20 protein-coding genes and 1 pseudogene are annotated in these 25,059 nt (G+C 66.6%); 7 read left to right on the top strand and 14 right to left on the bottom strand.

Annotated elements, in window-relative coordinates:
• Positions 1-38 precede the first annotated feature (38 nt).
• Positions 39-1,133 carry an LLM class flavin-dependent oxidoreductase gene (locus BUB20358_RS10360; protein ID WP_035974167.1) on the top strand — a complete coding sequence of 365 codons (1,095 nt, stop codon included), beginning with the start codon at positions 39-41 and terminating at the stop codon, positions 1,131-1,133.
• Positions 1,134-1,281: 148 nt separating this feature from the next.
• Here the strand turns inward: BUB20358_RS10360 and BUB20358_RS10355 are convergent, their stop codons facing one another.
• From BUB20358_RS10355 to BUB20358_RS10305, 11 genes and pseudogenes are all read right to left on the bottom strand, one after another.
• Positions 1,282-2,223: an ABC transporter substrate-binding protein gene (locus BUB20358_RS10355; RefSeq protein WP_006765978.1), complete on the bottom strand. Its 942-nt coding sequence runs from the start codon at positions 2,221-2,223 to the stop codon at positions 1,282-1,284.
• A 40-nt stretch (positions 2,224-2,263) separates the two neighbouring features.
• The gene (locus BUB20358_RS28565; protein ID WP_006765977.1) at positions 2,264-4,036 is read right to left on the bottom strand and encodes an amino acid ABC transporter permease/ATP-binding protein; all 1,773 of its coding nucleotides are present in this window, start codon (positions 4,034-4,036) and stop codon (positions 2,264-2,266) included.
• A 48-nt stretch (positions 4,037-4,084) separates the two neighbouring features.
• Positions 4,085-5,431, bottom strand: coding sequence for an LLM class flavin-dependent oxidoreductase (locus BUB20358_RS10345; RefSeq protein WP_006765976.1), 1,347 nt, complete (start codon positions 5,429-5,431; stop codon positions 4,085-4,087).
• Positions 5,432-5,438: 7 nt separating this feature from the next.
• Positions 5,439-6,488 carry an LLM class flavin-dependent oxidoreductase gene (locus BUB20358_RS10340; protein WP_006765975.1) on the bottom strand — a complete coding sequence of 350 codons (1,050 nt, stop codon included), beginning with the start codon at positions 6,486-6,488 and terminating at the stop codon, positions 5,439-5,441.
• Positions 6,489-6,545: 57 nt separating this feature from the next.
• Positions 6,546-7,499: an ABC transporter substrate-binding protein gene (locus tag BUB20358_RS10335; protein ID WP_006765974.1), complete on the bottom strand. Its 954-nt coding sequence runs from the start codon at positions 7,497-7,499 to the stop codon at positions 6,546-6,548.
• Positions 7,500-7,552: 53 nt separating this feature from the next.
• A complete protein-coding gene (locus tag BUB20358_RS10330; RefSeq protein WP_006765973.1) occupies positions 7,553-8,113 on the bottom strand; it encodes a GNAT family N-acetyltransferase in 561 nt (186 codons plus the stop codon).
• A 609-nt stretch (positions 8,114-8,722) separates the two neighbouring features.
• On the bottom strand, positions 8,723-9,778 hold the full coding sequence (locus tag BUB20358_RS10325; protein WP_006765972.1) for a succinylglutamate desuccinylase/aspartoacylase family protein: 1,056 nt from the start codon (positions 9,776-9,778) through the stop codon (positions 8,723-8,725).
• A gap of 189 nt (positions 9,779-9,967) precedes the next feature.
• Positions 9,968-10,240 carry an LbetaH domain-containing protein gene (locus BUB20358_RS10320; protein WP_006765971.1) on the bottom strand — a complete coding sequence of 91 codons (273 nt, stop codon included), beginning with the start codon at positions 10,238-10,240 and terminating at the stop codon, positions 9,968-9,970.
• Positions 10,241-10,509: 269 nt separating this feature from the next.
• Positions 10,510-12,054 (bottom strand): sensor domain-containing diguanylate cyclase, encoded by a 1,545-nt coding sequence (locus tag BUB20358_RS10315; protein ID WP_035974165.1) that lies wholly within the window; start codon positions 12,052-12,054, stop codon positions 10,510-10,512.
• Positions 12,055-13,075: 1,021 nt separating this feature from the next.
• Complete coding sequence (locus BUB20358_RS28770) at positions 13,076-13,333, bottom strand: OmpA family protein (RefSeq protein WP_375136222.1); 258 nt, start codon at positions 13,331-13,333, stop codon at positions 13,076-13,078.
• A 73-nt stretch (positions 13,334-13,406) separates the two neighbouring features.
• Positions 13,407-14,544, bottom strand: a pseudogene (locus BUB20358_RS10305) (porin).
• Here BUB20358_RS10305 and BUB20358_RS28325 point away from each other — a divergent pair.
• Positions 14,426-14,686, top strand: coding sequence for a hypothetical protein (locus BUB20358_RS28325; RefSeq protein ID WP_223296997.1), 261 nt, complete (start codon positions 14,426-14,428; stop codon positions 14,684-14,686). The pseudogene BUB20358_RS10305 and the gene BUB20358_RS28325 sit on opposite strands and share 119 nt — an antisense overlap.
• Before the next feature lie 6 nt (positions 14,687-14,692).
• On the opposite strand, the gene BUB20358_RS10300 is transcribed toward BUB20358_RS28325, so the two are convergent.
• Positions 14,693-15,049 (bottom strand): hypothetical protein, encoded by a 357-nt coding sequence (locus tag BUB20358_RS10300; RefSeq protein ID WP_123806710.1) that lies wholly within the window; start codon positions 15,047-15,049, stop codon positions 14,693-14,695.
• A 777-nt stretch (positions 15,050-15,826) separates the two neighbouring features.
• Here BUB20358_RS10300 and BUB20358_RS10295 point away from each other — a divergent pair.
• The 5 genes from BUB20358_RS10295 (at position 15,827) to BUB20358_RS10275 (ending at position 21,532) form a co-directional block, all read left to right on the top strand.
• Positions 15,827-16,408 carry a fimbrial protein gene (locus BUB20358_RS10295; RefSeq protein WP_006765969.1) on the top strand — a complete coding sequence of 194 codons (582 nt, stop codon included), beginning with the start codon at positions 15,827-15,829 and terminating at the stop codon, positions 16,406-16,408.
• Between the two features lie 117 nt (positions 16,409-16,525).
• Entirely contained in the window at positions 16,526-17,266 is a 741-nt protein-coding gene (locus tag BUB20358_RS10290; protein WP_035975294.1) for a fimbrial biogenesis chaperone, read from the top strand.
• Positions 17,267-17,359: 93 nt separating this feature from the next.
• Positions 17,360-20,002: a fimbria/pilus outer membrane usher protein gene (locus tag BUB20358_RS10285; protein ID WP_006765967.1), complete on the top strand. Its 2,643-nt coding sequence runs from the start codon at positions 17,360-17,362 to the stop codon at positions 20,000-20,002.
• Positions 20,003-20,242: 240 nt separating this feature from the next.
• Positions 20,243-21,205, top strand: a complete 963-nt coding sequence (locus BUB20358_RS10280) for a fimbrial protein (protein ID WP_081293676.1) — start codon at positions 20,243-20,245, stop codon at positions 21,203-21,205.
• Positions 21,206-21,358: 153 nt separating this feature from the next.
• Positions 21,359-21,532: a nucleoside 2-deoxyribosyltransferase gene (locus tag BUB20358_RS10275; RefSeq protein WP_081293675.1), complete on the top strand. Its 174-nt coding sequence runs from the start codon at positions 21,359-21,361 to the stop codon at positions 21,530-21,532.
• 247 nt (positions 21,533-21,779) lie between these two features.
• Here the strand turns inward: BUB20358_RS10275 and tssE are convergent, their stop codons facing one another.
• Entirely contained in the window at positions 21,780-22,214 is a 435-nt protein-coding gene (gene tssE, locus BUB20358_RS10270) for a type VI secretion system baseplate subunit TssE (RefSeq protein ID WP_035974161.1), read from the bottom strand.
• 13 nt (positions 22,215-22,227) lie between these two features.
• Positions 22,228-24,945: a type VI secretion system ATPase TssH gene (gene tssH / locus BUB20358_RS10265; RefSeq protein ID WP_035974158.1), complete on the bottom strand. Its 2,718-nt coding sequence runs from the start codon at positions 24,943-24,945 to the stop codon at positions 22,228-22,230.
• Positions 24,946-25,059: the final 114 nt, after the last annotated feature.

The following is a 25,059-nucleotide window of genomic DNA, read 5'->3' as shown; positions in this document are numbered from 1 at the left end:
CGGCTCTTTCCGATCGGCAACGACGAGGACATATCGACATGCCAGTCGACATCATCGGCATGATCACCGCGACGCCCGGCGCGGAGGTTGACGTGCCCGGCGGCGCAGCCGTCCAGCCGGACTACGTGCGCCGCTTCGCGCGCGCACACGAAGCGGCGGGCTTCGATCAGATTCTGGTCGGCCATTTCAGCAACGCGGCGGACGGCTTCGTCGTCGCATCGTTCGCGGCCGCGGCGACCGAACGCATCCGCATCCTGCTCGCGCATCGTCCGGGCGTGATCGTGCCGTCCGCGGCCGCGCGGCAGATCGCGACGCTCGACGTGTTCAGCGGCGGGCGGCTCGCGCTGAACGTCGTGTCGGGCGGCGACGACACGGACCTGCAGCGCGACGGCGATTTCGTGCCGCACGACGCGCGCTATCGCCGTACCGGCGAGTATCTGGACGTGCTGAAACGCATCTGGCTCGCCGACGCGCCGGTCGATCACGACGGCGAGTTCTACCGGCTGCGCGGCGCGTCGCCGCTCGTGAAGGGCGTGCAGCGGCCGCACGTGCCGATCTACTTCGGCGGCTCGTCGGCTGCCGCGCTGGCCGTGGCCGGCCGGCATGCGGACGTGTACATGACGTGGGGCGAGCCGCTCGAGTCCGTGCGCGAGCAGATCGCGCGCGTGCGTGCGGCCGCCGCACCGTTCGGCCGCGCACCGCGCATCAGCGTGTCGTTCCGGCCGATCGTCGCGGACACCGAAGCGCAGGCATGGACGAAGGCCGACGCGATCCGCGAGCGCGTGCGGGCGGCACGGCTCGCGAACGGCCAGCCGATCGACGGCCATGCGCCGCAGAATGCGGGCTCGCAGCGGCTGCTGGCCGCGGCCGCGCAAGGCGACGTGCTCGACGAGCGGCTGTGGATGGGCGTCGCGAACCTGACCGGCGCGCGCTGGAATTCGACCGCGCTCGTCGGTACGCCCGAACAAGTTGCGCGCGCACTCGGCGCGTACTATCGGCTCGGCGTGTCGACGTTCCTGATCCGCGGCTTCGATCCGCTCGACGACGCGCTCGCGTATGGGCGCGACCTGATTCCCGCGATCCATGCACACGTCGCGGAGCTCGATCGATCGGGCGCCGCGGTGGCCGCGTAAGCCGGGTCGCAGCGCAGCGGCAACGATCGCGTATCGACGTGCAGTGCGACGTTCGGAGCACCGCTTCTGGCCCGCCGCCCGGTTGGCATCGGCATTTCGTTTCGACGCACCCGCGCGCGTGAATCGATTTCGCGCAACCGCCGCGTAGTCAGAACGACGGCAAGCCCGGCGGGTTCGTGTCGGCGCGGGCGATCGCTTCGCTCTGCAGGCCCCATCGCGCGAGCGCCTGTCCGTAGCGGCCGCTCGCGATCAGCGCGTTCGTCGCGAGCGTCAACGCGGGCGCGAGCCCGCTGCCGCGGCGCGTCGCGATCGCGACGTCCGCATTCGCCGGCCAGCCCGCATTGACGACGCCGACCCGGCGGATCTTCCCGTCGCGCGCCGCTTCGTACGCGAGCGACGCGTTCGGATTCAGCTCGGCATCCGCGCGGCCGGACAGCAGTGCGACGCGCGCGGCCGCATCGTCGTCGAAGTACAGCAGTTCGGTCGGCTTCAATCGTTGGGCGACGTTGCGACGGTTCCATTCGAGCAGAATGCGCTCCTGACTCGTGCCGGCGCCCGTAATGATGCGCAGGCCTGCGACGTCCTTCGGCTCGGCGATCTTCGCGATCGGACTCGCGGTGCGTACGTAGAAGCCGTGCAGCCCGAGACGATAGGTCGTGAAGTCGTACTTCTCCTTGCGCTTCTCGGTCACGCCGACGTTCGAAATCACCGCGTCGTACTTGCCCGACGACAGTCCGAGCGGCCAGTCGGCCCACGCGATCGGCACCAGGACGAGCGTGCGGCCGAGCGCGTCGGCAACGAGCTGCGCATAGTCGGGATCGGCGCCGACCACCGTGCGCGCGTCGGTCGCGTACGTCGATATGGGCGGCGCATGCGGCGAGATCGCGACCGTGAACGCGTGGTCGCTCACCCACCGATAGCCGCTTGCTGCCCGGATGGCCGCGTCGTCGCGCGGCGCGCGAATGCGGCCGGCCTGACGCGGATCGAGGTCTGCCGCCGCGCTTGCCGCACCTGTCGCAATCGCGGCGCGCCACGGCGCGGCGGCTGCCGCGACGAGCGCGGCGGTGATGAATTCACGTCGATCGATCATCGTGTCGGATCTCCGAGGCTTCCGAAAACGGCCGCGCCGCTCACAGCACGCGCGACAGGAATGCGCGCGTGCGCGGATGCGCGGGCGCATCGAGCACGACCGCGGGCGGCCCCGATTCGACGATGCGGCCGCGTTCCATGAACAGCACGTTGTCGGCGACTTCGCGCGCGAAGCCGATCTCGTGTGTGACGATCACGAGCGTCGTGCCCGAACGCGCGAGCTCCTTGATCACGTCGAGCACTTCGTTGACGAGCTCGGGATCGAGCGCCGACGTCGGCTCGTCGAACAGCAGCACTTTCGGGCGCAGCGCGAGTGCGCGCGCGATCGCGACGCGCTGCTGCTGGCCGCCGGACAGCTGGCGCGGGTATGCGTCGGCCTTGTCCGCGAGCCCGACGCGCGCGAGCAATGCGCGTGCGATGCGCTCGGCGTCGTCGCGCGTCGCGCCGCCGACCGCGACCGGCGCTTCGATCAGATTCTCGAGCACGGTCAGATGCGCGAACAGGTTGAAGCTCTGGAACACCATGCCGACCGCCGTGCGCCGCTTCAGCACGTCGCGTTCGCCGAGCTCGTGCAGCACGTCGCCGTCGCGGCGGTAGCCGATCAGCTCGCCGTCGATCTCGATGAAGCCGTCGTCGACGCGTTCGAGATGATTGATCGTGCGCAGCAGCGTCGACTTGCCGGAACCCGACGGCCCGACGATCGCGGTGACGCTGCCGCGCGGCGCGACGAACGACACGTTGTCGAGTACGCGGTGCGTGCCGAACTGCTTCGAGACGCGATGGACGGTCACCTCGCGGCCGACATGCGGCGCGGCATCGTCGTCGACGCGTTGCGCTGCGGGCGCGTGCGTCGTCGCACGTCGCCACAGCGCGCCGGCACGCGCGAGCAGGAACGTCAGCGCGGACGGCGGCGGATTGCGCAGCGCACCGCGCGCATAGTGCCGTTCGACCTGCACCTGGATCGCCGACAACACAGTCAGGATGATCAGATACCAGGCGGTCGCGACCATCAGCAGCGGAATCACCTCGAGATTGCGCCGATAGATCACCTGCACGGTGTAGAACAGCTCCGGCATCGCGAGCACGTACACCATCGACGTCCCCTTCGCGAGCGTGATCAGGTCGTTGAACGCGGTCGGCAGGATCGCGCGCATTGCCTGCGGCAGCACGATCCGCGTCGTTTGCCGCGAGCGCGGCAGCCCGAGCGCGGCCGCCGCCTCGAGCTGGCCCTGATCGACCGACAGAATGCCGCCGCGGATCACCTCCGCGGAAAACGCCGCGTGATTCAGCGTGAGGCCGAGCACCGCCGCGAGAAACGGGCTGATCAGTTCGGTCGTCGGCGCGTCGAACCACACGATGTCGGTGAACGGCACGCCGAGCCGCACGTGCTCGTACAGGTAGCCGAGGTTGTTCAGGATCAGCAGCAGCACGATCAGCGGAATCGACCGGAACAGCCACACGAACGTCCACGCACTCGCGGCGAGCAGCCGCGAACGCGACAGCCGGGCCAGCGCGACGAGCGCACCGAGCGCGAAGCCGAGTACCGCGCCGAGCAGCGTCAGCACCAGCGTGCGCGCGAGCCCCGACAGCACCGGCGGCGACAGGAACCATTCGGCGAACACCGGCCAGCCCCATTGCGGGTTGCCGAGAATCGAGTGCAGAACGCCGGCGATCAGCGCGAGCGCGAGCACGCTGCCGGCCGTGCGCGAGCGGCGCCGTGCGGGAACGATGCGCAAACGCGTGCCGCCGGTGTCGCGCGCGGCGGAAGAAGAGCGCGGCGGCAGCGCGCCGCCGACGTGGGTCGTGTCGCTCATGTCGATGAAAGTCCTCGAATCGATGGGGCGCCGCGTATCGCGGACCGATCAAGCGGCCGCGTCCGCGGCCTGGGCGCTCGTCGCCGTCGCATGGCGGCTCGCCTTGCGCGACAGGCCGAGATGGTCGCGCAGCGTGCTGCCCGGCAGGTCGCGGCTGTAGCGGCCGCGCGCTTCGAGCACCGGAATCACCAGTTCGACGAAATCGTCGACGCCCTGTGCCTGTACCGGAAAGCCCAGGATGAAGCCGTCGCCCGCGCCCGCGTCGAACCAGCGGATCAGCTCGTCGGCGACGTGCTCGGCCGTCCCGATGAAATTCGGCCGCGGCGTCGCGACCGCGAGCGCCGTCTCGCGCAGCGTCAGGCCGTTGCGTTTCGCGTCGGCCTTGATCCGGTCGGTGGTCGAGCGGAAGCTGTTGCGGCCGATGTCGCCGAGTTCCGGGAACGGCGCATCGAGCGCGTATTGCGTGAAGTCGTGGTGATCGAAGTAGCGGCCGAGATACGCGAGCGCTTCGTCGATCGTCAGCAAGTCGCGGATCGCCTGGTACTTGTCTTCGGCCTCGGCGGCCGTGCGCCCGACGATCGGCCCGACGCCCGGGAAGATCTTCACGTCGTCCGCGCGCCGGCCGTGTTCGATCGCGCTGTGCTTCACGCGCCGCGCGAACGCGGCCGTCTCGTCGAGCGACGGCGAATGCGTGAACACCGCGTCCGCGTATTTGCCCGCGAGCCCGATGCCGGCGTCGGACGATCCGGCCTGAAAGATCACCGGCTGTCCTTGCGGCGAGCGCTGGATGTTCAGCGGACCGGCAACCTGGAAGAAGCGGCCGCGATGGTCGAGCGTGTGCAGCTTGTCGCGATCGAAGAAGCGGCCGGTCGCGCGGTCGCGCACGAATGCGTCGTCGTCCCAGCTGTCCCACAGCCCCTGCACGACCTGCAGATATTCGTCGGCGATCTCGTAGCGCAGTTCGTGATCGGGATGCGTCTTGCCGAAATTCTTCGCGGTGCCTTCGAGCGGCGTCGTCACGACGTTCCAGCCCGCGCGCCCGCCGCTGATCATGTCGAGCGACGCGAGCTGGCGCGCGACGGTGAACGGCTCGCTGTACGACGTCGAGATCGTGCCGGCGAGCCCGATCTTCTTCGTCGCGACCGCGAGCGCCGACAGTATCGTCATCGGCTCGAAGCGGTTCAGGAAGTGCGGGATCGACTTCTCGTTGATGTACAGCCCGTCCGCGACGAACGCGAACGCGATGCCGGCGGCTTCCGCCTTGCGTGCGATGCCGATCGCGAAGTCGAGATTGATGCTCGCATCCGGCGGGTTGCTCGGATGCCGCCATGCATTCATGTGGCTGCCTGCGCCTTGCAGCATCAGGCCGAACGGAATCGGTCGTCGGGTCGTCATCGCAGCGTCACGCGTTGGAGTCGGGGAAAAGGGAGCGGCCGGCCGCGATCGCCGCGTCGAGCGGCGTGGACGACAGCGCGCCGCCGAGCCATTCGATTGACGCGAGCCGCGCCGCGTAGTCGGTCACCGGCGAATCGATCACGAACGCATCGACGTCGAGCCGCCGGCTCAGCGCATCGAGCGCTCGGTGCACGCGCTCCGGCGTATCGGCCAGCACGGTCGGACGCAGCTCGTCGATCCGGTAGGCCGACGCGCCGCTTTGCCGTGCGAATTCCGCCGCCGCCTGCGCGCTGCCGAGATTGAAGCTCTGGCCGCTCGCGAGCTGCAGCTTGAAGATCTTCAGCGGGCCGATCAGCCGCTCGGCGTCGTCGCGGGTCGGCGCCGCGACCGCATACAGCGCGACGAGCGGCCGCGTGCCGCCCGCGCCGCGATACGCGTCGAGCGAGCGTTCGAGGTTCGTGCTGTCGCCGTTGAAATGGCCGGCGTAGCAGAACCGCCAGCCGTGGCGCGCGGCCAGCGCGCCGCTGTCCGGCGAGCCGCCGAGCAGAATCCGTTCGGGCGCCTGCGGCGGCTCGGGCATCGCGACCGCGCCGGCGAGCGGATGGTCTTCGGCGACGCCCCAGCCGAGAAACGCGTCGAGCGCGGCGAGCTGGCCCGCGAAGTCGGGCTTCGCCGCCTTGTCGTGAAACCACTGCAGCGCGCGCGTAGTCAGCGGCAAGCCGCCCGGCGCCTTGCCGACGCCGAGATCGACGCGGCCCGGCGCGAGCGCGGCGAGCAGCCGGAACGTCTCGGCGACCTTGAACGGACTGTAGTGCTGCAGCATCACGCCGCCCGAACCGACGCGTATGCGCGACGTGCGCGCGAGCAGGTGCGCGACGACGATCTCCGGCGCGGAGCTTGCGAAGCCCGGCGCGCCGTGATGCTCGGCGACCCAGAAGCGCTCGTAGCCGAGCCGTTCCGCGCGCTGCGCGAGCGTCGTCGTGAAGCGCAGCGCGTCGGCGGCGCTCGCGCCGTCGGCGATCGGACTCTTGTCCAGTAACGAAAGCGAATAGCTCATGATGGGCGGCGTTCGTGCGTGCTGCGCAACAGCGCAGTGGCAGGACAGCGGCCGGGCTCAGATCTTCGGCAGCCCGGGCGGATTCGTGTGCGACTGGTCGATCGCTTCGGACGCGAGGTTCCAGCGATCGAGGATCTGCCGATAGCGGCCGTTCCTGATCAGCTCGTTCAGCGCGACGGTCAGCGGTTCGCTGAGCCCGCTGCCCTTGCGCGTCGCGATCGCGATGTCGGCCGTGCGCGGCCAGCCGCCGCTGATCGCACCGACGAGCCGCGTCTTGCGCTGCTGCGCGCTCTGATACGCGAGCACCGAGTTCACGCTGAACACGGCATCCGCGCGGCCCGACTGCACCGCGACGATCCGCATTGCCTGATCGTCGTAGTACTGCACCTGCACGGGCTTCAGCCCGTGCGCGACGTTGTCGCGATCCCACGCGAGCAGGATCTTTTCCTGGTTGGTGCCGGCGTCGGTCACGATGCGCAGCCCCGCGACGTCCTTCGGTTCCCGGATCGATCGAATCGGACTGTCGTTGCGCACGTAGAAGCCGACCTGATCCTTGCGGTACGTCGAGAAGTCGAACTTCCGCTTGCGCTCCTCGGTCACCGTCACGTTCGAAATGACCGCGTCGACTTTCCCCGATTCGAGCGCAAGCGGCCAGTCCGCCCACGCGAGCGCGACGATTTTCAGCTTGCGGCCGAGCGTGTCGGCAACGAGCTGGCCGACGTCCGCGTCGAAGCCGATCACCGTACGCGCGTCGGTCGCATACGAGCTGATCGGCGGCAGGCTCGGCGCGATTCCGATCGTCAGCGTGCCGGGTTCGACGAACCTGAACGATGCGGGCACCGCGCGTTCGACGGCCGGATCCGCGGTGCCGCGCGGGCGGCCGCGCTGTTCGGGGCTCAGATCGAACGTCGCGGCGCTCGCGGCCGTGACGGCGGCGAATGCGGCCGCGCCGATCAACGCGGCAGCCAGCGTGCGAACGGCATCGGAACGAAGAGATGCGGGTCGTGGCATGAAAAGTCCTGTCGTGAAAGCGGAATCGGATCGGGAACGGCTGCCGCGCGCGTTCAGCGCGGCAGCGCGGGCTCGGGCACGGGCGCCCACAGGTCGGCAAGCGTCGACGTGCGAGACGGATCGACGAGATCCTTGCCGAAGCGCAGATGGAAATACGCTTCGGGGTCGATCGACGGATCGAACAGCCGCGTATAGCCGGTGCGGTCGTACAGCGCCCACGCTTCCGGCTGACGAAAGCCCGTGGTCAGGTAGACGCGTCGATAGCCCTGCTGCGCGGCGCGCGCTTCGAGCGCATCGACGATGCGTCGCGCGAGGCCCTGGCGGCGCAGATCCGTGCGGGTCCAGATGCGCTTCAGCTCGGCCGTCTGCGTGTCGTAGCGCTTGAACGCGCCGCCGCCGATCGTTTCGCCGTCGCGCAGCAGCAGGATGAACGCGCCGTCCGGCGGCGCAAACAGCTCGGCCGGGTAGCGTGCGAGTTCGTCGCGCGCGGCCGCGCCGCTGTCGGCACGGTACGCGGCGTAGCGCGTCGCGTATTCGTCGATCAGCGCGTCGATCAGCGGCTGCGCGCGGACGTCGAGCGGCGTCGTATCGATGATGCGGTCGTTCGTGGCCATGGGCGTCGCGAAGAGCGCGCGATACGGACGTTGTGCTCGGCGCGCGGGCGCGTGGCCCGCGCGCGTCGTTCCGTTATCGCCGCGCGGTTGTCGTGATCACGGCGGCCGTTGCGTATCGCGTGACGCGCGCGGCCGGCCGCCGTCGTTCCGAACACGTTAGCGGCGCGGCGCGCAAAGACGAACGAAGCAATTTCGATAAGGATTTCGCGGCGTGCGTCAGAAGGCTCGCAGCGGAAACGACGATGGACGTATGAGACGGATATCTGCGAGAGGTCGGCTGATTCCGGGCGAGCGTGCGGCGTCTGTGTTGTTCGCCGTTCTCTTGTTCGGTTCGCTTGCGGCGATCGTCCGGAATCGCGAGCCGCGTTGCAGATGCCGATGACGGGATGCGTTCCGTCAGTGGCGTAGCGCAGGGGAAGAGCGATGCTGCCAGCTATGGTGTCGGCTGCATCGCGCGAAGCGCACGCGGAGCTTGCTGCGCTCGTCGTTCGCACGTCGCCGATAGCGTGCGGTTTCGACTACACGTCGCGGTGCAATGCGCGGCGCGCAACGTGCGACGCCGGGCAGCACGTTGCGCGCGCTACGACATCTGATGGGCCGCGCAGGCCGTCACGCGGTCGCGGACACCCGCTGGACGCTCGGCGCCGCGGCCGGCTCGGCGAGCTGGAACAGACAATCGCCGCGCCGCACCTGCGCGGGCACGCGTTTGCACACGACTTCGCCGTCGCCGTTGAACCGATGCAGCATCGGCTCGCGCAACGGCGTGTCCGGAAAGTGGACCCACGCGGCCGGCTGCCCGGCTTTCACGCGGTCGCCGAGTTCGACGAGCGGTTCATACAGGCCGCGCTCGTATGCATAGACGAAGTGGCGGTCGCCGTCGACGCGCATGAAGCGCGTGACCGTCGGCGGCGCAGCGGGCACGAGCGTGCCGCGCAGCAGCCCGATGTAGCCGAGGTAGTGCAGCAGCCCGTGGCGGCCGAGCCGGATCAGCGACGGATCGGCCATGCCCGCGCCGCCGAGTTCGGTGACGATCGAGATCGCACCCTGACGACGTGCGGCCGATGCGGAATGCACGGGATTCGGCGCATGCAGCAGCGCGTTCGGCAACCCGAACGCGACGAGCAGCCCGTTGAGCTTCGCGGCTTCGTCCGCGTCGAGCGGATCGATCGCGAGCATGTTGCCGCCGTGATACAGCAGCGAGCTGCCGCCGGAATGCAGGTCGACCAGATACTGCGCGCGCGACAGCAGCGCGTGCTCGATGTAATGGGCGATCATCTGCGTCGGCGTGCCGGTCGGATCGCCGGGGAAGCTGCGGTTCAGGTTGCCTTCGTCGAGCGGCGACACGCGCAGGCCCGCGTCCGCTGCCGGGAAATTCGCCATCGGCAGCAGGATCAGCTGCCCGCTGATCATCTCCGGCTCGATCTCGCGCATCAGTTGCGACACGATGATCTGGCCTTCGTATTCGTCGCCGTGATTGCCGGCCATCACGAGCGCGGTCGGGCCGTCGCCGTTGCGGATCGACGCGATCGGGATCGGCAGCCAGCCGTACGCCGAACGGTGCACGGAATGCGGCAGCCGCAGGTAGCCGGCGTGCTTGCCGCGCGCGTCGAGATCGATTTCGCAGTGAATGGGATTGCGGGGCGACGAGGAAGAGGGGGCGGTCATGGCGGCGTCGTGCGATCAACGGGGAGCTGCCATCTTATCGGGAAACGTTCGCGGCGCGCCGCGGATGCTTCGACCGTCAGTGCGGGCCGCGGGCGCGGCGCAACGCGACGCCGAGCGGTGCGCCGCCGTGCCGCTTCGCGTCGAGCGCGAATTGCGGCGGAACCGCCGTCGAAGCTGCGGAACGCCGCGTCAACGACCGGATGTTTCAGCTTCGATACGTCCTTCCTCCCACAGCGCCCAAAACCGGCTGCCGGCGCGATACGGATTCGCGCGCCGCGCCGCATGATCGGCGATGCCCTGCCGGTACGCGCCGTACAGCGTGAGCGGCGGATTGTCGACGCATGCGGCTTCGCCGACGCGCGACCGCGACCCGGCGACGAGCCGCCGGATCAGCGATGCGCCGTCGATCACGGCCGATTCGTCGATCGTTTCGGCGCGGCTGATGACTTCGACGGTATTCATGGGCAAGCTCCGTGACGTGCTGTTTCCTGTCAGGGAGCAATAAGAGTGCCAGCGGCCAAAAGCCGGCCGCTGCATCGATCGTGCAGGCTTCTGCGGCGAACGTGCCGCGCGGCGCGCGGCGATGTTACGGAACACGTCACGTGACGTCGATACGCGCGCGGCCACACCGCACGCAGGCGAAACCGCGGGAAATGTTTCGGAAATGAATCGTCGGCGGACGGTGGAGAGCGTTGCCGAACCGGCGATCGTGCGGCGCGCGGGCCGGCCGGTCAGTTCGCGGTGGCCGGCGCGATACGCCGGCTCCCGCTCGAGTAGAAGCGGTAAATGCCCTTGCCGGCCGACTTCGCGTCGTACAGCGCGCTGTCGGCCTGGCGGATCAACTCGTCGGGCGAGCCGTGCCCGTCGTCGAGCGCGATGCCGATGCTGATCCCGAAGCTGACCGTCTCGCCGATCGACAGCGTATACGGCGCCGAAATCCGCTCGATGATCCGCGCGGCGAGGGTCGAGCATGCCGGCATCGTCGTGTCTTCGATCGCGACGATGAACTCGTCGCCGCCGACGCGCGCGGCGAGCTCGCCGTGCGGCAGCGTGCCGCCGAGCCGCTGCGCGACCTGCATCAGCACCTCGTCGCCGGCGTGGTGGCCGAAGCGGTCGTTGATCGGCTTGAAGCCGTCGAGGTCGAGATACATGACCGCGAGCGCCAGCCCGGGCTGCCGCTGCCCGCGCGCGAGCATCCGCTTCAGTTGCGCATGCAACTCGTGGCGATTCGGCAGCCCCGTCAGCGCGTCGTGCCGCGCGAGGTGCCGGATATGCTGCTCGGTCTCGCGCCGCGCGGTGACGTCCTCGACGATGATCACCGCATTGCCGTCCGGCACGCGATGGCGCGTGAGCTCGAGCTGGCGACCGTCGCCGAGCGCGATGTCGAACGGCGCCGCTTCGTCGCGGTTCAGCCAGTCCGCACACCGTGCGGCGAGGCCGTTCGCATCGGTCGCGGCATGCGCGCCCAGTGCCGCGACGACGTCGGGCAGCGGCGTATCGAGCATGATTTCGCGCGGCGAGCCGAACAGCTGCGCGGTGCGCCGGTTCGCGACGACCACGCGGCGCTCGCCGTCGATCATGCACAGGCCGTGCGGCATATAGGTGAGCGCGGCGTCGAAGCGCGCGACGAGTTCGGCGTTGCGCTGGCGCGCGGCGATCAGCGCGACGAGCACGCGGTAATGGCGCTGGACGACCGTGCGCATCGCCGCGAGATAGATCGCGAGCGGCGGCACCAGCAGCCACGCGCCGGGGCGGTCCGCGAGCAGCGCGCCGACGCCGATCGGCAGCACGCCGAGCGCAACCTGCGTCATCGCGAGGCGCGGCAGCGCCGAATTGCGCGACGCGATCCCGCCGAACACGCCGCCGGCGACCATCACCGACAGCGTGCCGAGCTCGACGTCGGCCGAGTCGATGCATCCCATCACGCCGAGGCCGAGCACGAAGCAGGCGGCAAGCGACACGGGCGCATAACGCGTCGCCCAGTATTCGGCGCGATCGTCGCCGGCGTCGCGGCGCACGCGGTACGCATGCGCGATCGCGAGGCGCGCGACGAGCAGGCCGACGTCGGCGACGAGCCACGCGAGACACCACAGTTGTTGCAGACGGATCAGCGTGACGGCCGCGACGAAGCCGCTCGCGAGCCCGGACAGCGCCATCGGACGAACGTCCTCGAACAGCGTGAGGAGCATCGACGGCCGCAATGCGGCCGACACGCAGTAATTGCCGGAAGGGGGAGTGGCGAGAACGGAGTTCAGGAGGGACGCCCTGACTGCCATGATCTTGGACCTCGACACGATGTCGCGACGGCGGGCGAGACGCCTTGCTGCCCATCGCGGAAGCGCCGGCAAACCGGGATGCGCACGACATTACCATGAAACATGCACGGTGCGGCACCTGCGGGCGGCGCTGGTTGACGCAGGCGCGCTGACGCTTGCCGCGTGCGGCGGGCGCGACGCGGGGGCCGCCAGCGCCGCTTCCGGTGTGCGCGGCGCCGATCAGTGCGTGCGGCGCGCGCGACGTCGTGTGAGCTGTCGATTGCGTCGGCATGCCGACCGGGGAGCGACGGCGCATCGTTCGTCGGCCGGCCGCCCGGCGCCCGGTTCGCTGGGCGGTTCGTTGTTCGGTACGTCATCGTGGACAAGGGTCCCGAATCGGCAGCTACAGCATGGACGACGTCCGTGCCGCTCTGCGGTACTGCACGGGTGACGGCAACGCGCGACGAAACCGCCGTAGCCGTCGAAACTGCTGCGCGCACCGTTTGCCGGGCTGACAAACGGCGGCGTGAAAGAGGCGCGGACGTCGGTCGCTCAGGCGATCACATATGGCGTCGTATCGGCAGCGGATGCCAGGCTTCGCCGACGCGCTCGTAAGGACGAACTCGCGCGGGCCGGCGAATTGTCGGTGCGCGACCCGACGCGGTCAGTCGCCGAGCGCAACGGCAGCCCACGCCGGTGTGCCGCATGAAGTCGTGCGCTGAACGCCGCGCGTCGCGCGCAGCGCGCGGCTGCTTGGCCGCCATGCGCGCGCGGCGCGGCCATGCCGGCACCCGGTCGCTCAGTAGCCGCTTCCGCCTCCCGAACCGCCGCCGCCGTATCGGCTCATCGACGAGCCCTGTGAAGCTCCGCCGTCCGGCGACGTGCAGCCCGTCGTTAGCAGAAGCGCCAGCGCCGCGATCAGTGTCGCGGCCAACGTTGCCGATTTCATTTTCGATCTCCTTTCGACGCGCAGGCAGCAGGAAAGGGCAGGATCGCGTCAAGCACGTGCCCGCGCGCCGACGAAACGTGTCGCGGCGGTCGTTTATTCCATGCTTTTTTCGTATCGCGCGCGTGACAGGCCGGCTCGTGCCGCTTGCTGCGGCGAAGCAGCAAGCGCTGCGGCGGCGGCCGTGGCGCCGACTCGATCGTCGGCGCGGCATCGAGCCGCCCGACACGGCGGCTTCCGGCCACCATAGGCGAGATCGGCGCGGCGGTTCTGCGCCCATGCCGCTCCATCGCGGCCGAGCGCGACCGGCTTTTCGTTGCCGACGCTGGCGGTGTCGAACTGCGATGCCTGCACGCCGAGCGTTCCGAGCGCGTGTCCGTGCGTCGCGCGAGCCGGCTCGCCGACGACGTTGGAGAATCGCATCGGCTCAGAACCGGTGCCGCAGGCCCAGCGCGATCACGGCCTGGTTGCTGCCGGCCGAAGGCGTCAATGTCCAGATCGTCGCGTTGAACGCGGCGTTGCCGTTGCCGCCGCTGACGTTCTGATAGACGCCTTCGACGTACGCGTCCGTGCGCTTCGACAGCGCATAGTCGGCCTGCGCGACGAGCTGATTCCATTTCGGGCGCGTCTGGCCGCTGCGTGTGTCGAAACGGCCCATCGTGTATGTGTATGCGGCCGCCACGCTGAAGGCGGGCGTGACGAAGCAGCGTCCGTCGACGGTGAAGTTGTCGAAGACGAGCGATTCGCCGTTCAGCCGCGTGATGCCGCTGCCCTGCAGCACGCCCGTTACGCCGTCGGTGGCCGAGTGCGACCACGACGCGCCGACAGAATGGACGCCGAACGCATAGCGCGCGGCCATCGCCCAGATCTGCTGGTTGCCGCCGGTGATCGTCGTCGAGCCGTCGACCGTGCTCAGCGCGCCGTCGGGGTTTGCCGCGTGGCGATCGCGGCTGATCTTCAAATAGCCGGCGCCGAGTTTCAGCGGTCCGTTTGCATACGAGATGCCCGCGCTCCATGCGGCGTTGTTCGCGAACCGGCCGGCCGTGTTCGACAGTCCGATCATCGCGCCGAACGTCAGCCCGCGGTACGTCGGGCTCGTGTACTTCACCGCGTGATTGATCCGCAGATTGCGGTTCGAGTCGTCGTTGTCGTACGGATGGACCTACGGATGGACCGCCAGATTGCCGCCCCAGCCGGGCCCCGACGCGCCGAGCGGCGTCACGAAGTCGAGAATCGGGTCGTACTGGCGGCCGAACGTCAGCGTGCCGGCCGTTTTCGAACCGATGCCGACCCACGCCTGGCGCCCGAACAGGTCGCCCCCTTTCTGCGACAGTGCGCCGCTGGTGCCGGAAAAGCCGTTTTCGAGCGCGAACACCGCTGCGACTGCGCCGCCGCAAGTCTTCGCGGCCGCGCAGTCCCCAGCGCGACGCATTCAGCGCGCCGCTCGTGATCGCGACGCTGCCGCTGCCTGGTGAACCTGCGCCATGTGTGCGCTGGTGGGTCGCATACGTGATCGACGTGTCGATCAGGCCGTACAGCATCACGCTGCTCTGTGCGAATGCGATGCCCGGCGCGAAGCTGCTTACCGATGCGGCAATGACGGTCCCCGCGAAGTTGCTCAGGCGGCAGCTCGCGCGCTTGGTCGTTTTATTGGAATGCATGAACTCTGGTCGTTTGTTCGCCCGGCTCGATAACGGGCAGATCTAGCGGCCATTATTGAAGATCGCGCAGTCGACGATTAATGCGTTGCACAGGAAAGGTCCTCTGCGGAATCGCTGCAATCTCGAAATGCTCGCCGGAACCGGGTTGCGCCGACGGTGGCGCCCAGGCGCTGATTCCGGCGCCCGTCGGCAACGTCGCACGGAATTTGCCCGAGATCGACGCAACGTCGCGAAACCTTAGCCGCGGCGCGTCGTACCCAGTCGCCGGACGCGACGCTATTGCAGCGCCACCGTCCGTCGCTTGCACACCGCCAAAGAAAATCGCCTGACCGGAGAGACGCCATGTCGTCGCCAGGCTCGCCGACTGCGGATCACGATTGTCTTGCGATCGACTGACGTTCCGGATCAATCGCGGAACTCGAGTGTGCTGGACCGAGCACTTGCGGTTGCGAACCGCGCGCGCAACCAAGGCGCGGCGCAGTCGAGGAAGGCCGCGACAGAAGGCGTTGTCGCCGGGAGCGCGCAGCGCGGCGGCTTTCACTCAACAGTTAATAAATGTCAAAAGTAGTACAAGTCTTAGTGTACGGTTTGCAAAATTGGACATGTCCGATATCCGGGAAATATTTAACTTCATAGAATATTAAAAAAGTTAATTCCTAGGAAAACTTGGTCAGATAAATCTCGATAAAGACTAAGAGCGGATCGGTTTGGTGGCGTGTACATGAATTCGGTGTTGAATCGTTACCTCGATGATCGAGTATGCCGCATGGGGCGCGGATTATATCACAGTCGATGTGGAATCGATAAGTACGGTGTTGCCCGCGTGATGCATTGATTGAACGTCTGGCGTGACCATGTAAAGCCGGATTCCGATATTAAATTATTTTCCTGCCGGAAGCGATACGCATCGATTCAAGTCGTCCGGACAAAACGGAGTGTACGTTCTGGGCCACCTGGAAAAGCTACGCTCGTCGAACTTTGTATTTGAAGCAGTGCGATATCCGATCTCATTGGTTGATCCAACGCCGAATCGAGAGGTTCGGCATGACGCATGCGTCCTATTTAAACCTTTTTGCCGGAGGCTCGCGTATGTCGAAATGAACCGTTGATGTGCAGGCTGTTTGGCGAAATTTATTTAACTGATTATCGGCGCCAAATTCTTATATCGTTAATTCTCATATCCAAAATGAAAAAAACCATTCGTTTGATCGTAATCGCCGCCGCGCCATTGGCGACTGTGAACCTCGCCCATGCATCGGACGGGACCATCAACTTTACGGGATCGGTCGTGTCGTCGACTTGCAAGGTGAGCGGCGGGAGCGACCTCTCTGTTGCGCTGCCGAAGGCATCGACCAGTCAGTTCACCGGTGTCGGATCCACCGCAGGCCGTACGCCGTTCAAGCTCACGGTGTCCGGTTGTGCGACTGACAAGGCCGGGGAGGGAGGCACGGTTTCCGCGCCGGTGAAGAAGGTGTCGATCGCGTTCGAGCCCGGCCCGAATGTCGACATCGGTACCGGCCGCTTGAACTTGACTGGCACCGATGCAGCGAAAGGCATCCAGATCGCGGTTCTCAACGACAAATACGAAGACATCAAGCTCGGAGCGGAAAGCTCGGCACAGAACGTCCAGACCGTCGCTATCGACACGGCGGTGGGCGGCACGGGCTCCGCGACGCTGCAATTCGCCGCTCAGTATGTCGCGACGAGTGACACGGTGACCGCCGGTTCCGCGAACTCGTTCGTCACGTATTCGCTGGTCTATCCGTAATTCCGTCAGGTGTCGAGTGAGCACGCCGGCCGTCACGACGGCGGCCGGCGTGAGACGTTGTTCGATGCATGTCGCGCGGACCGGTTCGTGTTTCGCATCAACAGGAAGGTCGAAAAAATGAAAATCAGCCGCTCATATGCAATCGCTCTGATCCTCGTGTCCATGCTGTTCGGCACGAGCGCGTACGCGAGCGTGACGCTGTCGGGCACGCGTGTCGTGTTTCCCGGATCGGAGAAAGAAGCCACCGTACAGCTGACCAACGACGGCAAGCTGCCGTCGCTGATTCAGGCGTGGCTCGACAAAGGCGACGAACGCGCGTCGCCGGACGCGATCGACGTGCCGTTCGTCATCACGCCGACGGTCTTCCGTGTCGAGCCCGGCAAGGGCCAGACGCTGCGAATTCTCTATACGGGCGAGCCGCTGCCGGCAGACAAGGAATCGCTGTTCTGGCTGAACGTGCTCGACGTCCCGCCGAAAGCCAGCGACAAGGACGGCGTGAACCGGCTGCAGTTCGCGTTTCGCACGCGGATCAAGCTGATGTACAGGCCTGCCGGCTTGCCGGGCAATGCAGCGGACGCGCCGGCGCGACTGAAATGGACGCTCGGCGCCGACGATGCGCACCGGCCCGTGTTGAAGGCCACCAATCCGACCGCCTACGTCGTAAACCTCGCGGGCGTCGAACTGAAGTCCGCGGGCAAGCGTTTCACTGCGGAGTTCGGTCATGTCGCGCCGGGGGAAACGGCTTCGTTCCGGCTCACGGGGGCGAGCGGCGTCGATCTGGCAGGCGCGACGGTTCTGTACAGCAGCGTCGACGACTGGGGAGCCAACCACTCGCACGAGGCGCCGGTTTCGAAATGACGTGATGGCGTGGCGGGCAGGCCGTGTGATCGGCCGTCGCAGCGGAGCCCGAGCGGGGGGCGGAAATAAATCGTCAACGGGGACGAAGGCACGATGAAGAAAAAACACAACAGCTTGCGCCCGCGAAGCGGGCCGACACTCAAGCCGATATGCGCGCTGGTCCTGTCGATCGTCGCCGGATGGCAAATGGATGCGCGGGCTGCATCGCAGGATCGAGCGCAGCCGCAGCAAGTCGCGCAGGCCCGGTTCGCGCAAGTGGAGTTCGAAGGCGGATTTCTGAACAACGGCGGCGGTGCGATCGACGTGTCGCGATATTCGCGCGGCAACGTGGTGCGCCCCGGCACGTATAGCACCGACATTTATGTCGACGGCGACTGGATCGGACGCGTCGACGTGCCGTTCAAGGCCGCACCCGATACGCCGGACGCGCAGCCGTGCTTCGACAACGCATTGCTGGATCGCGTCGGCGTCGACGTCGCCCGTCTGCCGCTCGACGTTCGGACGGTGCTCGAAGCCGATCGCGCATGCATGCGCATCGGTCAGGCGATTCCCGACGCGTCCGTCAGCTTCGATTTCAACGATCTGCGGCTCGACCTGAGCATCCCGCAGATCTCGATGCGCCGTCACGCGCGCGGCTACGTCAGCCCGGACCAGTGGACGCAAGGCGTGCCCGTCGCGATGGTCGGCTACAACGCGAACGTCTACAACTCGCGCACGAGCGGCGCGAACGGCAGTACGCAAGGCTACGTAGGCGTCGACGGCGGATTCAACTACGAGCGCTGGCATTTCCGGCACAGCGGCTCGTTCAACTGGGACGACCGCGGCCGTCGACGCTACGAGAACGTCGCGACGTACCTGCAGCGCAATCTGCCGTCGTGGTCGTCGCAGCTCGTCGTCGGCGATAGCTACACGTCCGGCGAACTGTTCGACTCGACGTCGTTTCGCGGGATACGCGTGTACAGCGACGACCGGATGCTGCCCGAATCGCAGCGCGGCTACGCGCCCGTCGTGCGCGGCGTCGCGAACACCAATGCGATCGTCACGATTTCCCAGAACGGCGTGAAGCTGTACGAGACGACGGTCGCGCCGGGCGGTTTCGTGATCGACGATCTGTATCCGACCGGCTATGGCGGCGACCTGAAAGTGGTGGTCACCGAAGCGGACGGCTCCACGCATTCGTTCTCCGTCCCGTATGCGGCCGTGCCGATGTCGTTGCGTCCTGGGCAGAGCCGCTACAGCCTGACGGCCGGCGTCGTGCGCAACCTGCCGAGTACGACGCCCGCGTTTACGCAGGCGACCTGGCAGCGCGGCATCACGAATGCGCTGACGGGCTACAGCGGCATGACCGCTGCGCAAGGCTACCTGGCGATGATGGCCGGCGCCGTGCTGAACACCGGGTGGGGTGCGTTCGGCGTCGACGTGACGCATGCGGCGACGAAAGTCCCGAACGAAAAGACGTACTCGGGACAGAGTTTCCGGATCAGCTACGCGAAGACGGTGGCGGCGACCGGGACGAACGTCGCGATTGCTGCTTACCGCTATTCGACGAACGGCTATTTCGGCCTGAACGATGCAATGGCTGCGCGCGACCGGTCGAAGTCCCGCGTGACGTCCGGCATGCTGTATCGCCAGCGCAATCGCGCGTCGCTGACGACGAGCCAGCAGCTCGGCCGGAAGGGCGGCAGCCTTAGTGTGACGGCGTCGACTGCGACCTACTGGAATCGCAGCGGGTCGGACTTCGATTTCACGATCGGCTACAGCAATTCGTTCCGCAACGTGTCGTACAACGTGTCGGCGACGCGGCAGCGCGATGCGTGGGGACAGGCCAGTACGCTCGCGTATGTCGGGCTGTCGATCCCGCTCGGCCGCGCGCGGCCCGCGACGCTGTCGACGAGCGTCAACCGCGACACGCGCGGCATGACGCAGGTTGCGACGAGCGTGAGCGGTGCGCTCGGCGTCGACAACAACGTGTCGTATGGCGTCAACCTGAATCGCAGCAGCGGGTCCGGCACGCAGACGAGCGCCGGTGCGAATGCGATGTATCGCGGCTCGATCGCGGAACTCGCCGGCAGCGTCGGTGCGAGCCGAGACTATCGGCAGTTCGCGTTCGCCGCGCGCGGCGCGATCGTCGCGCATCCGGGCGGCATCACGTTGTCGCGGCCGCTGTCCGAAACGTTCGCGATCGTCGAGGCCAAGCACGCCGAAGGTGCGCGCGTGACCAACGAGTCCGGCGTGCGGATCGACGGCCGCGGGTACGCGATCGTGCCGTTCCTGACGCCGTTCGCGATGAACGACGTGTCGCTGGACCCGAAGGGATTGTCGACCGACGTGGAGCTGAAGGAGACGAGTCAGCGCGTCGCGCCGCTCGCCGGCGCGGTGCCGCTGCTCGTATTCAAGACCGAGTACGGCCGCTCGGCCATCATCCGCGTTCGGCAGGCGGACGGCTCGCTGGCGCCGTTCGGCGCGATCGTGACGGATGCGGCCGGCAAGGATGTCGGTGTGATCGGGCAGGGCGGCAAGCTGCTGGCGCGCGGCCTTGCCGACCGTGGCGAGCTGAACGTGCAGTGGGAGAAGGGCGAAGAGAAGTCGGTTTGCAGCGTGTCGTATTCGCTTCCGGTGCGCAAGCGGGCGTCCGGATATCGGCCGTTGCAAAGCTTCGAGCTGCCGTGCGTGGTGGGCGGTGTTGCGGCTGAGGTGGACGCCATTCCTGCGCGGAGAGCGGAGCCTGGCGTCTGAGTTCGGCGGAGCGAGGCCGCCGAACGCGCAGCGTGGCCGAAGAAATCGTTCGTTGCATTGGAAGGTCGCGCGGATGTACACGCATTCGGTGCCGAGGCGGGCAGAAATCCGACCTGGCGGCTTCAATGCGAGTCGAATTTCGATTTGGTTTGGGCTTCACGAGGTCGTTCTGCTGCTGCGGCGCTTATTTATCGTCGAAATATTGCCGTTTAAGCTTATTTTCTTAGAGGCGGTTAGAGTATGAACAGGATATTAGCGGCACTGTTTTCATTGATTTGCGTGATTTTTCCTTTCGATGCGCGTGCGCTTTCGTGTTACATCGGAAAAGACAAGGGGCCGGTGACGATGGTCGAGAAACTGCCAGACGATCTATACGTGCTGGCGTCAATGCAGCAAGGCGGCGTCATATGGGAATCTGCGGCGATCCGGCAGCGCTTTTACTGCTGGTCTCGTGTCAACGAACCCGTTTCGTTCTGGGTGAATCCGCGCAAGTTGCCGGTGGGCGAGGGCGTTGAAGTCGCAATTCGCTACAACGGAAAACTTTATCGACAGAGCGACGGGTCGATTCCGACCGGCTTTTCAGTTACTGAATGGTACCTTACATGGTATGAAAAATATTTTGATCTGACTTATTCGCTGGTCTTGTTGCGCAAGGGCATGGCGCCTGCTACCGGCCAGACGCAGATATCGAACTACTCGGTATTTCAACTGGACGGGCAGCAGGGGATCAACGGGAACCCGAACCAGAACTTCAATCAGCTGATCAACGGCAGCATTGCGTTCTCGCGTGGGACGTGTGACTTTCGCGTCGGCGACGACCGCAAGGTCGTCGCGCTGCCGCCTACCGCGACGAATTCATTGTCCGCTGTCGGCAAGACGTCCGGTCGCACGCAGTTCTCGATCGGAATGCAGAAATGCGACGTCGGCGTCAGCCGCGTGACGTTTTCATTCACTGGCGATGCGGATTCCGATCTGCCGGTCGCGTTTCGCAACACCGGCACCGCGACGGGTGTCGGCGTACGGCTCGCGAAGGCCGACGACGATACGGCACTCGGTGCCAACGGCGTGGGCAACACCGCGACGGAGCCGGTGAACGATGGCTCGGTAAGGTTGAACCTGACGGCGGAATACGTCGGGACCAACGGCCGCCCGAGCGCCGGAAGCGTTTCGTCGCTGGCGACCGTGAGCATCAGTTACGAATGAGCGTCGATCGGCGGGAAACGGATGATGACGCGTCCGCGTCGATCAGTCTTCGGCGCATCAGGCGACGTGGGACACATCGATCTGGACGGCAGCCGATCGCTTCGCGCATCTCGATATCCGCGCGCTCGTCCGGGCGATCACCGGACATGACGTATGACGCGTCCGGTCGTCTACCTCGCGGGGTTCGATTTGTTTCGTCAAGATGCGGACGACTACGGCGCGAGCCTGAAAGCGCCGTGCGCTGAGTTCGCGTTTAAGGGCATCTTTCCGCTGGACGCCGAGCTCGAACGGGATGTATCACCCGCGCACCAGGCGCACCGTATCTAAGAGAACAACGTCTCATCGATCCGGGCCAGCGACGTCGTGATGGCAAACCTCGCGCCGACTTTCGCGGCGCCGGCGAGCCAGATTCAGGCAGCGCGTTCGAGATCGGTTTCGCGACAGCCGTTCAAACCGGTCTTTGCCGATATGGGCGACATCGCGCCGCTGATCACACGCGTGCCGCAACGGCCTGGCGTGCATGGCCGGGCCGAATGCGTGCGCGGCTACGCGATTGAGGATTTCGGTCTACCTGTCAAATTAACCGGCCGGATTTCACCTGTTGCCGTTTCACATGCATGCGCCCGGGTGGCTCGAAATACGTACCAAATCGAACCAGCCCGGCCTTTTTCAGATGGCACGTCATCTCGAAGCTCACCAGCACGCCGGGATCGTCGTTTTCGAGGATCTCGACGTCGATCGATCGGATACGCGGCTCGTACTTGAGCAACGTCGCCTCCATCTGCTCCTTGAGCAGATGGGCAGACGCCGGCAAGGCTTTGTAAATGTTGGTCAGATCTGGCAAGCCGTAATCGGGCAGGTGCTTCAGCGCACCCGCGCGCGTGCTCAGGATGCGCTGGACGTTCTGCTGCACGCTCATACACTCGAGCGTTCGGTCGTCGTACGCGCTGAGCGGCTCACCACCGATCTGGCCGAGCAGCATGTCATAGAGGGAGGGTCCGGCCGGCATGGGGTCGCTTCCGTTACGCGATGACCGCCGCAGGCGCTGCGGCGTCCACCGCCTCGTCACGGTCAACGAAATCGATCGTCAGGTTGCCCTCCGCCGAGCTCGACAGCGCGATCTTCGCCGGTGGGGCGCCGCTCGCCATGCGCGCCAGCAACTCGCGCGACACCGTCGGCAGGATGCGCTGGTTGAGGAACGCATCGACGTTGCGCGCGCCCGATTCGCGAGCGAGACACAGCTCGGCCATCGCATCGATCAGCGACTCGTCGCATGTCAGTTCGACGTCGTGCTGACGGCGCAGGCGGCCTGCGATCTTCGCGAGCTTCAGGCGCACGATGGAGGCGAGCGCGGTTGCATCCAGCGGCCGGTAGACGAGCGTCTGGAAGCGAGCGAGCAGCGCGGGCTGGAAATGCGCGACGAGTTCCGGCTGGATGGTCTCGAGCAGCGCGGCCTGTGCGATGTCGGGGTTGTCCACTGTCGCTTCGTCGATCTGCGCGCTGCCAAGGTTGGACGTCATCAGGATCACGCAGTTGCGGAAATCGATCTCGCGTCCCTCGCCATCGCGCATCATGCCGCGATCGAACACCTGGTAAAAGATGTCCAGCACGTCACGATGGGCCTTTTCGATCTCGTCGAGCAGCACGACGCTATATGGGCGCTGGCGTACGGCCTCCGTCAGGATGCCACCACGGCCATAGCCGACGTAGCCTGGGGGCGAGCCCTTCAGTTGCGACACCGTGTGCGATTCCTGGTACTCCGACATGTTGATCGTCGTGAGCGCCGCTTCGCCACCAAAGAGCAGATCGGCCAGCGCCAGGGCGGTCTCGGTCTTGCCCACGCCGGACGGTCCGGCAAGCAGGAACACGCCAAGCGGCGCGTGCTCGTTCTTGAGTCCCGCTTTCGCGGTGCGCAGGCTCTCGGAGAGCGCGGCAAGCGCATCGTCCTGAGCGACCACACGCTTTCCGAGCTGTGCCTCGAGCGCGAGCAGGCTCTGCAGTTCGTCCTCGACGAGGTTGCCGACGGGCACCCCGGTCCACTCGGCGACGACACGCGCAATCGCCTGCGCGTCGACATCCGCGAAGATCAACGGCGCCTTGCCCTGGGCGCTGGCGAGCGCCTGCCGCGCCTGCGCGAACGAAGCGCCGTCGCGCGCGGACGGCGCGAGTTCACGTTGTTCATGCAGCGCCTGAACGAGCTTGAGCTCCCGGTCATAACGCCCCTGCAGCTCCGCCAGTTCTGACTTCGCGTTCACGAGCGCGGTGTCAAGCGCAGTCTGGCGCGCCTGCGCGTGCGCGATGCCTGCGCGCGCGTCGTCTACCAGCGTCGCATGCTCCAGCTCCAGCGCCGAGACCGCGGCGCGCGCCCGCTGCAGTTCTGCCGGCGGCGATTCGAGGCCCATGCGCACGCGTGCGGCCGCCGTATCGATCAGATCGACCGCCTTGTCCGGCAGTTGCCGCGCCGGAATATAGCGGCGCGAGAGTTTCACCGCCGCGACGAGTGCCTCGTCGCGAATGTGGACGTGGTGATACTGTGCGTAGCGGTTTTTGAGGCCGCGCAGCATCAGGCACGCTGCCTCGTCATCAGGCTCATCGACCTTGATGATCTGGAAGCGTCGCTCGAGTGCGGCGTCACGCTCGAAGAATTCTTTGTATTCCGACCAGGTGGTAGCCGCGATCGTGCGCAGCTCGCCGCGCGCGAGCGCAGGCTTGAGCAGGTTCGCGGCGTCCGCGCCGCCGGCCGCGTTGCCGGCGCCGATCAGCGTATGCGCTTCGTCAATGAACAGCAGGATCGGCACCGGCGAGGCCTGCACGTCGTCGATCACGCTTTTGACGCGCTGCTCGAATTCGCCCTTCACGCCAGCGCCGGCCTGCAGCAGGCCCAGATCGAGCGTGAGGATGCGCACATCGCGGATCACGTTCGGCACGCTGCCCTCGGCCACGCGCAGCGCGAGACCTTCGACGAGCGCGGTCTTGCCGACCCCCGGCTCGCCGACGAGGATCGGATTGTTCTTGCGCCGGCGTGCCAGCACATCGACCGTCTGCTGGATCTCCCGATCGCGACCGAATACGGGATCGATGTCACCGCGGCGCGCCTTGTCGGTCAGATCGATCGCGAAACGGGCAAGGGCGTCACCGTCAACGGATCGTTGCGGAGCGGGCGTTCGTGCGCCATCGCTTGCGGCCGCCGTCCGGACATCGCCAGCCGGGGCAAGCGCCTTGCCGTCTGTTTCCGTTCCCACTTGTTCCGGCTGGTTTTCGCACGACCGGTGACCGAGACGTGGCAGAAGCCGCTGGATTTGCGCGCTGCTGGCGGACAGCAGCGGCCACGCGTTCTGCGCGCGCAGCACGTGTGGGGTATCGACGATAGCCTGCAGCAGGTGACCCGACCGGATGGAGGCGTCACCTGTCTCCGGCTCTGACTCCGCCGTGGCATGCAACCACGCGTCCTGCAGCACGACGGCCAGCTGCGGCGAGAGCGCCGGCTTACCGCGCAGATTGCGGGGCTGGCGCTCGATCGCGGCAATCAACGTATCCCAGACAGCATCGATGTCGATCCCGTAATGCCGCAAGATTGTCGGAATATCCCCGTCTCCGCGCTCGATCAGCTTCAACAGCCAGTGCTCGACCGTGATTTCGTCCGAAAGTCGCCCCTGGCAAAGACTGGCGGCCGCCTCCAGCGCCTTCGCGCAGTGCGAGTTGAGTCGTCGGAGCAGGTGGGTAGAGTCACGCAGCGTCATGGTGGAAACAGTCACGATGGGAGCGCAGCTGCCCGCCTGCTCCCAGTGGAAAAAAGACCAGCCTGCGTTGCCGGCTGGCAAAAGGACCGGCTGGCAAAAGGACCGGCTGCAGCA

This window comes from Burkholderia dolosa, assembly GCF_902499135.1.
GTDB lineage: Bacteria > Pseudomonadota > Gammaproteobacteria > Burkholderiales > Burkholderiaceae > Burkholderia > Burkholderia dolosa.
Note: the sequence above shows the minus strand (reverse complement) of the source record. Positions and strands in the feature narration are given on the sequence as shown.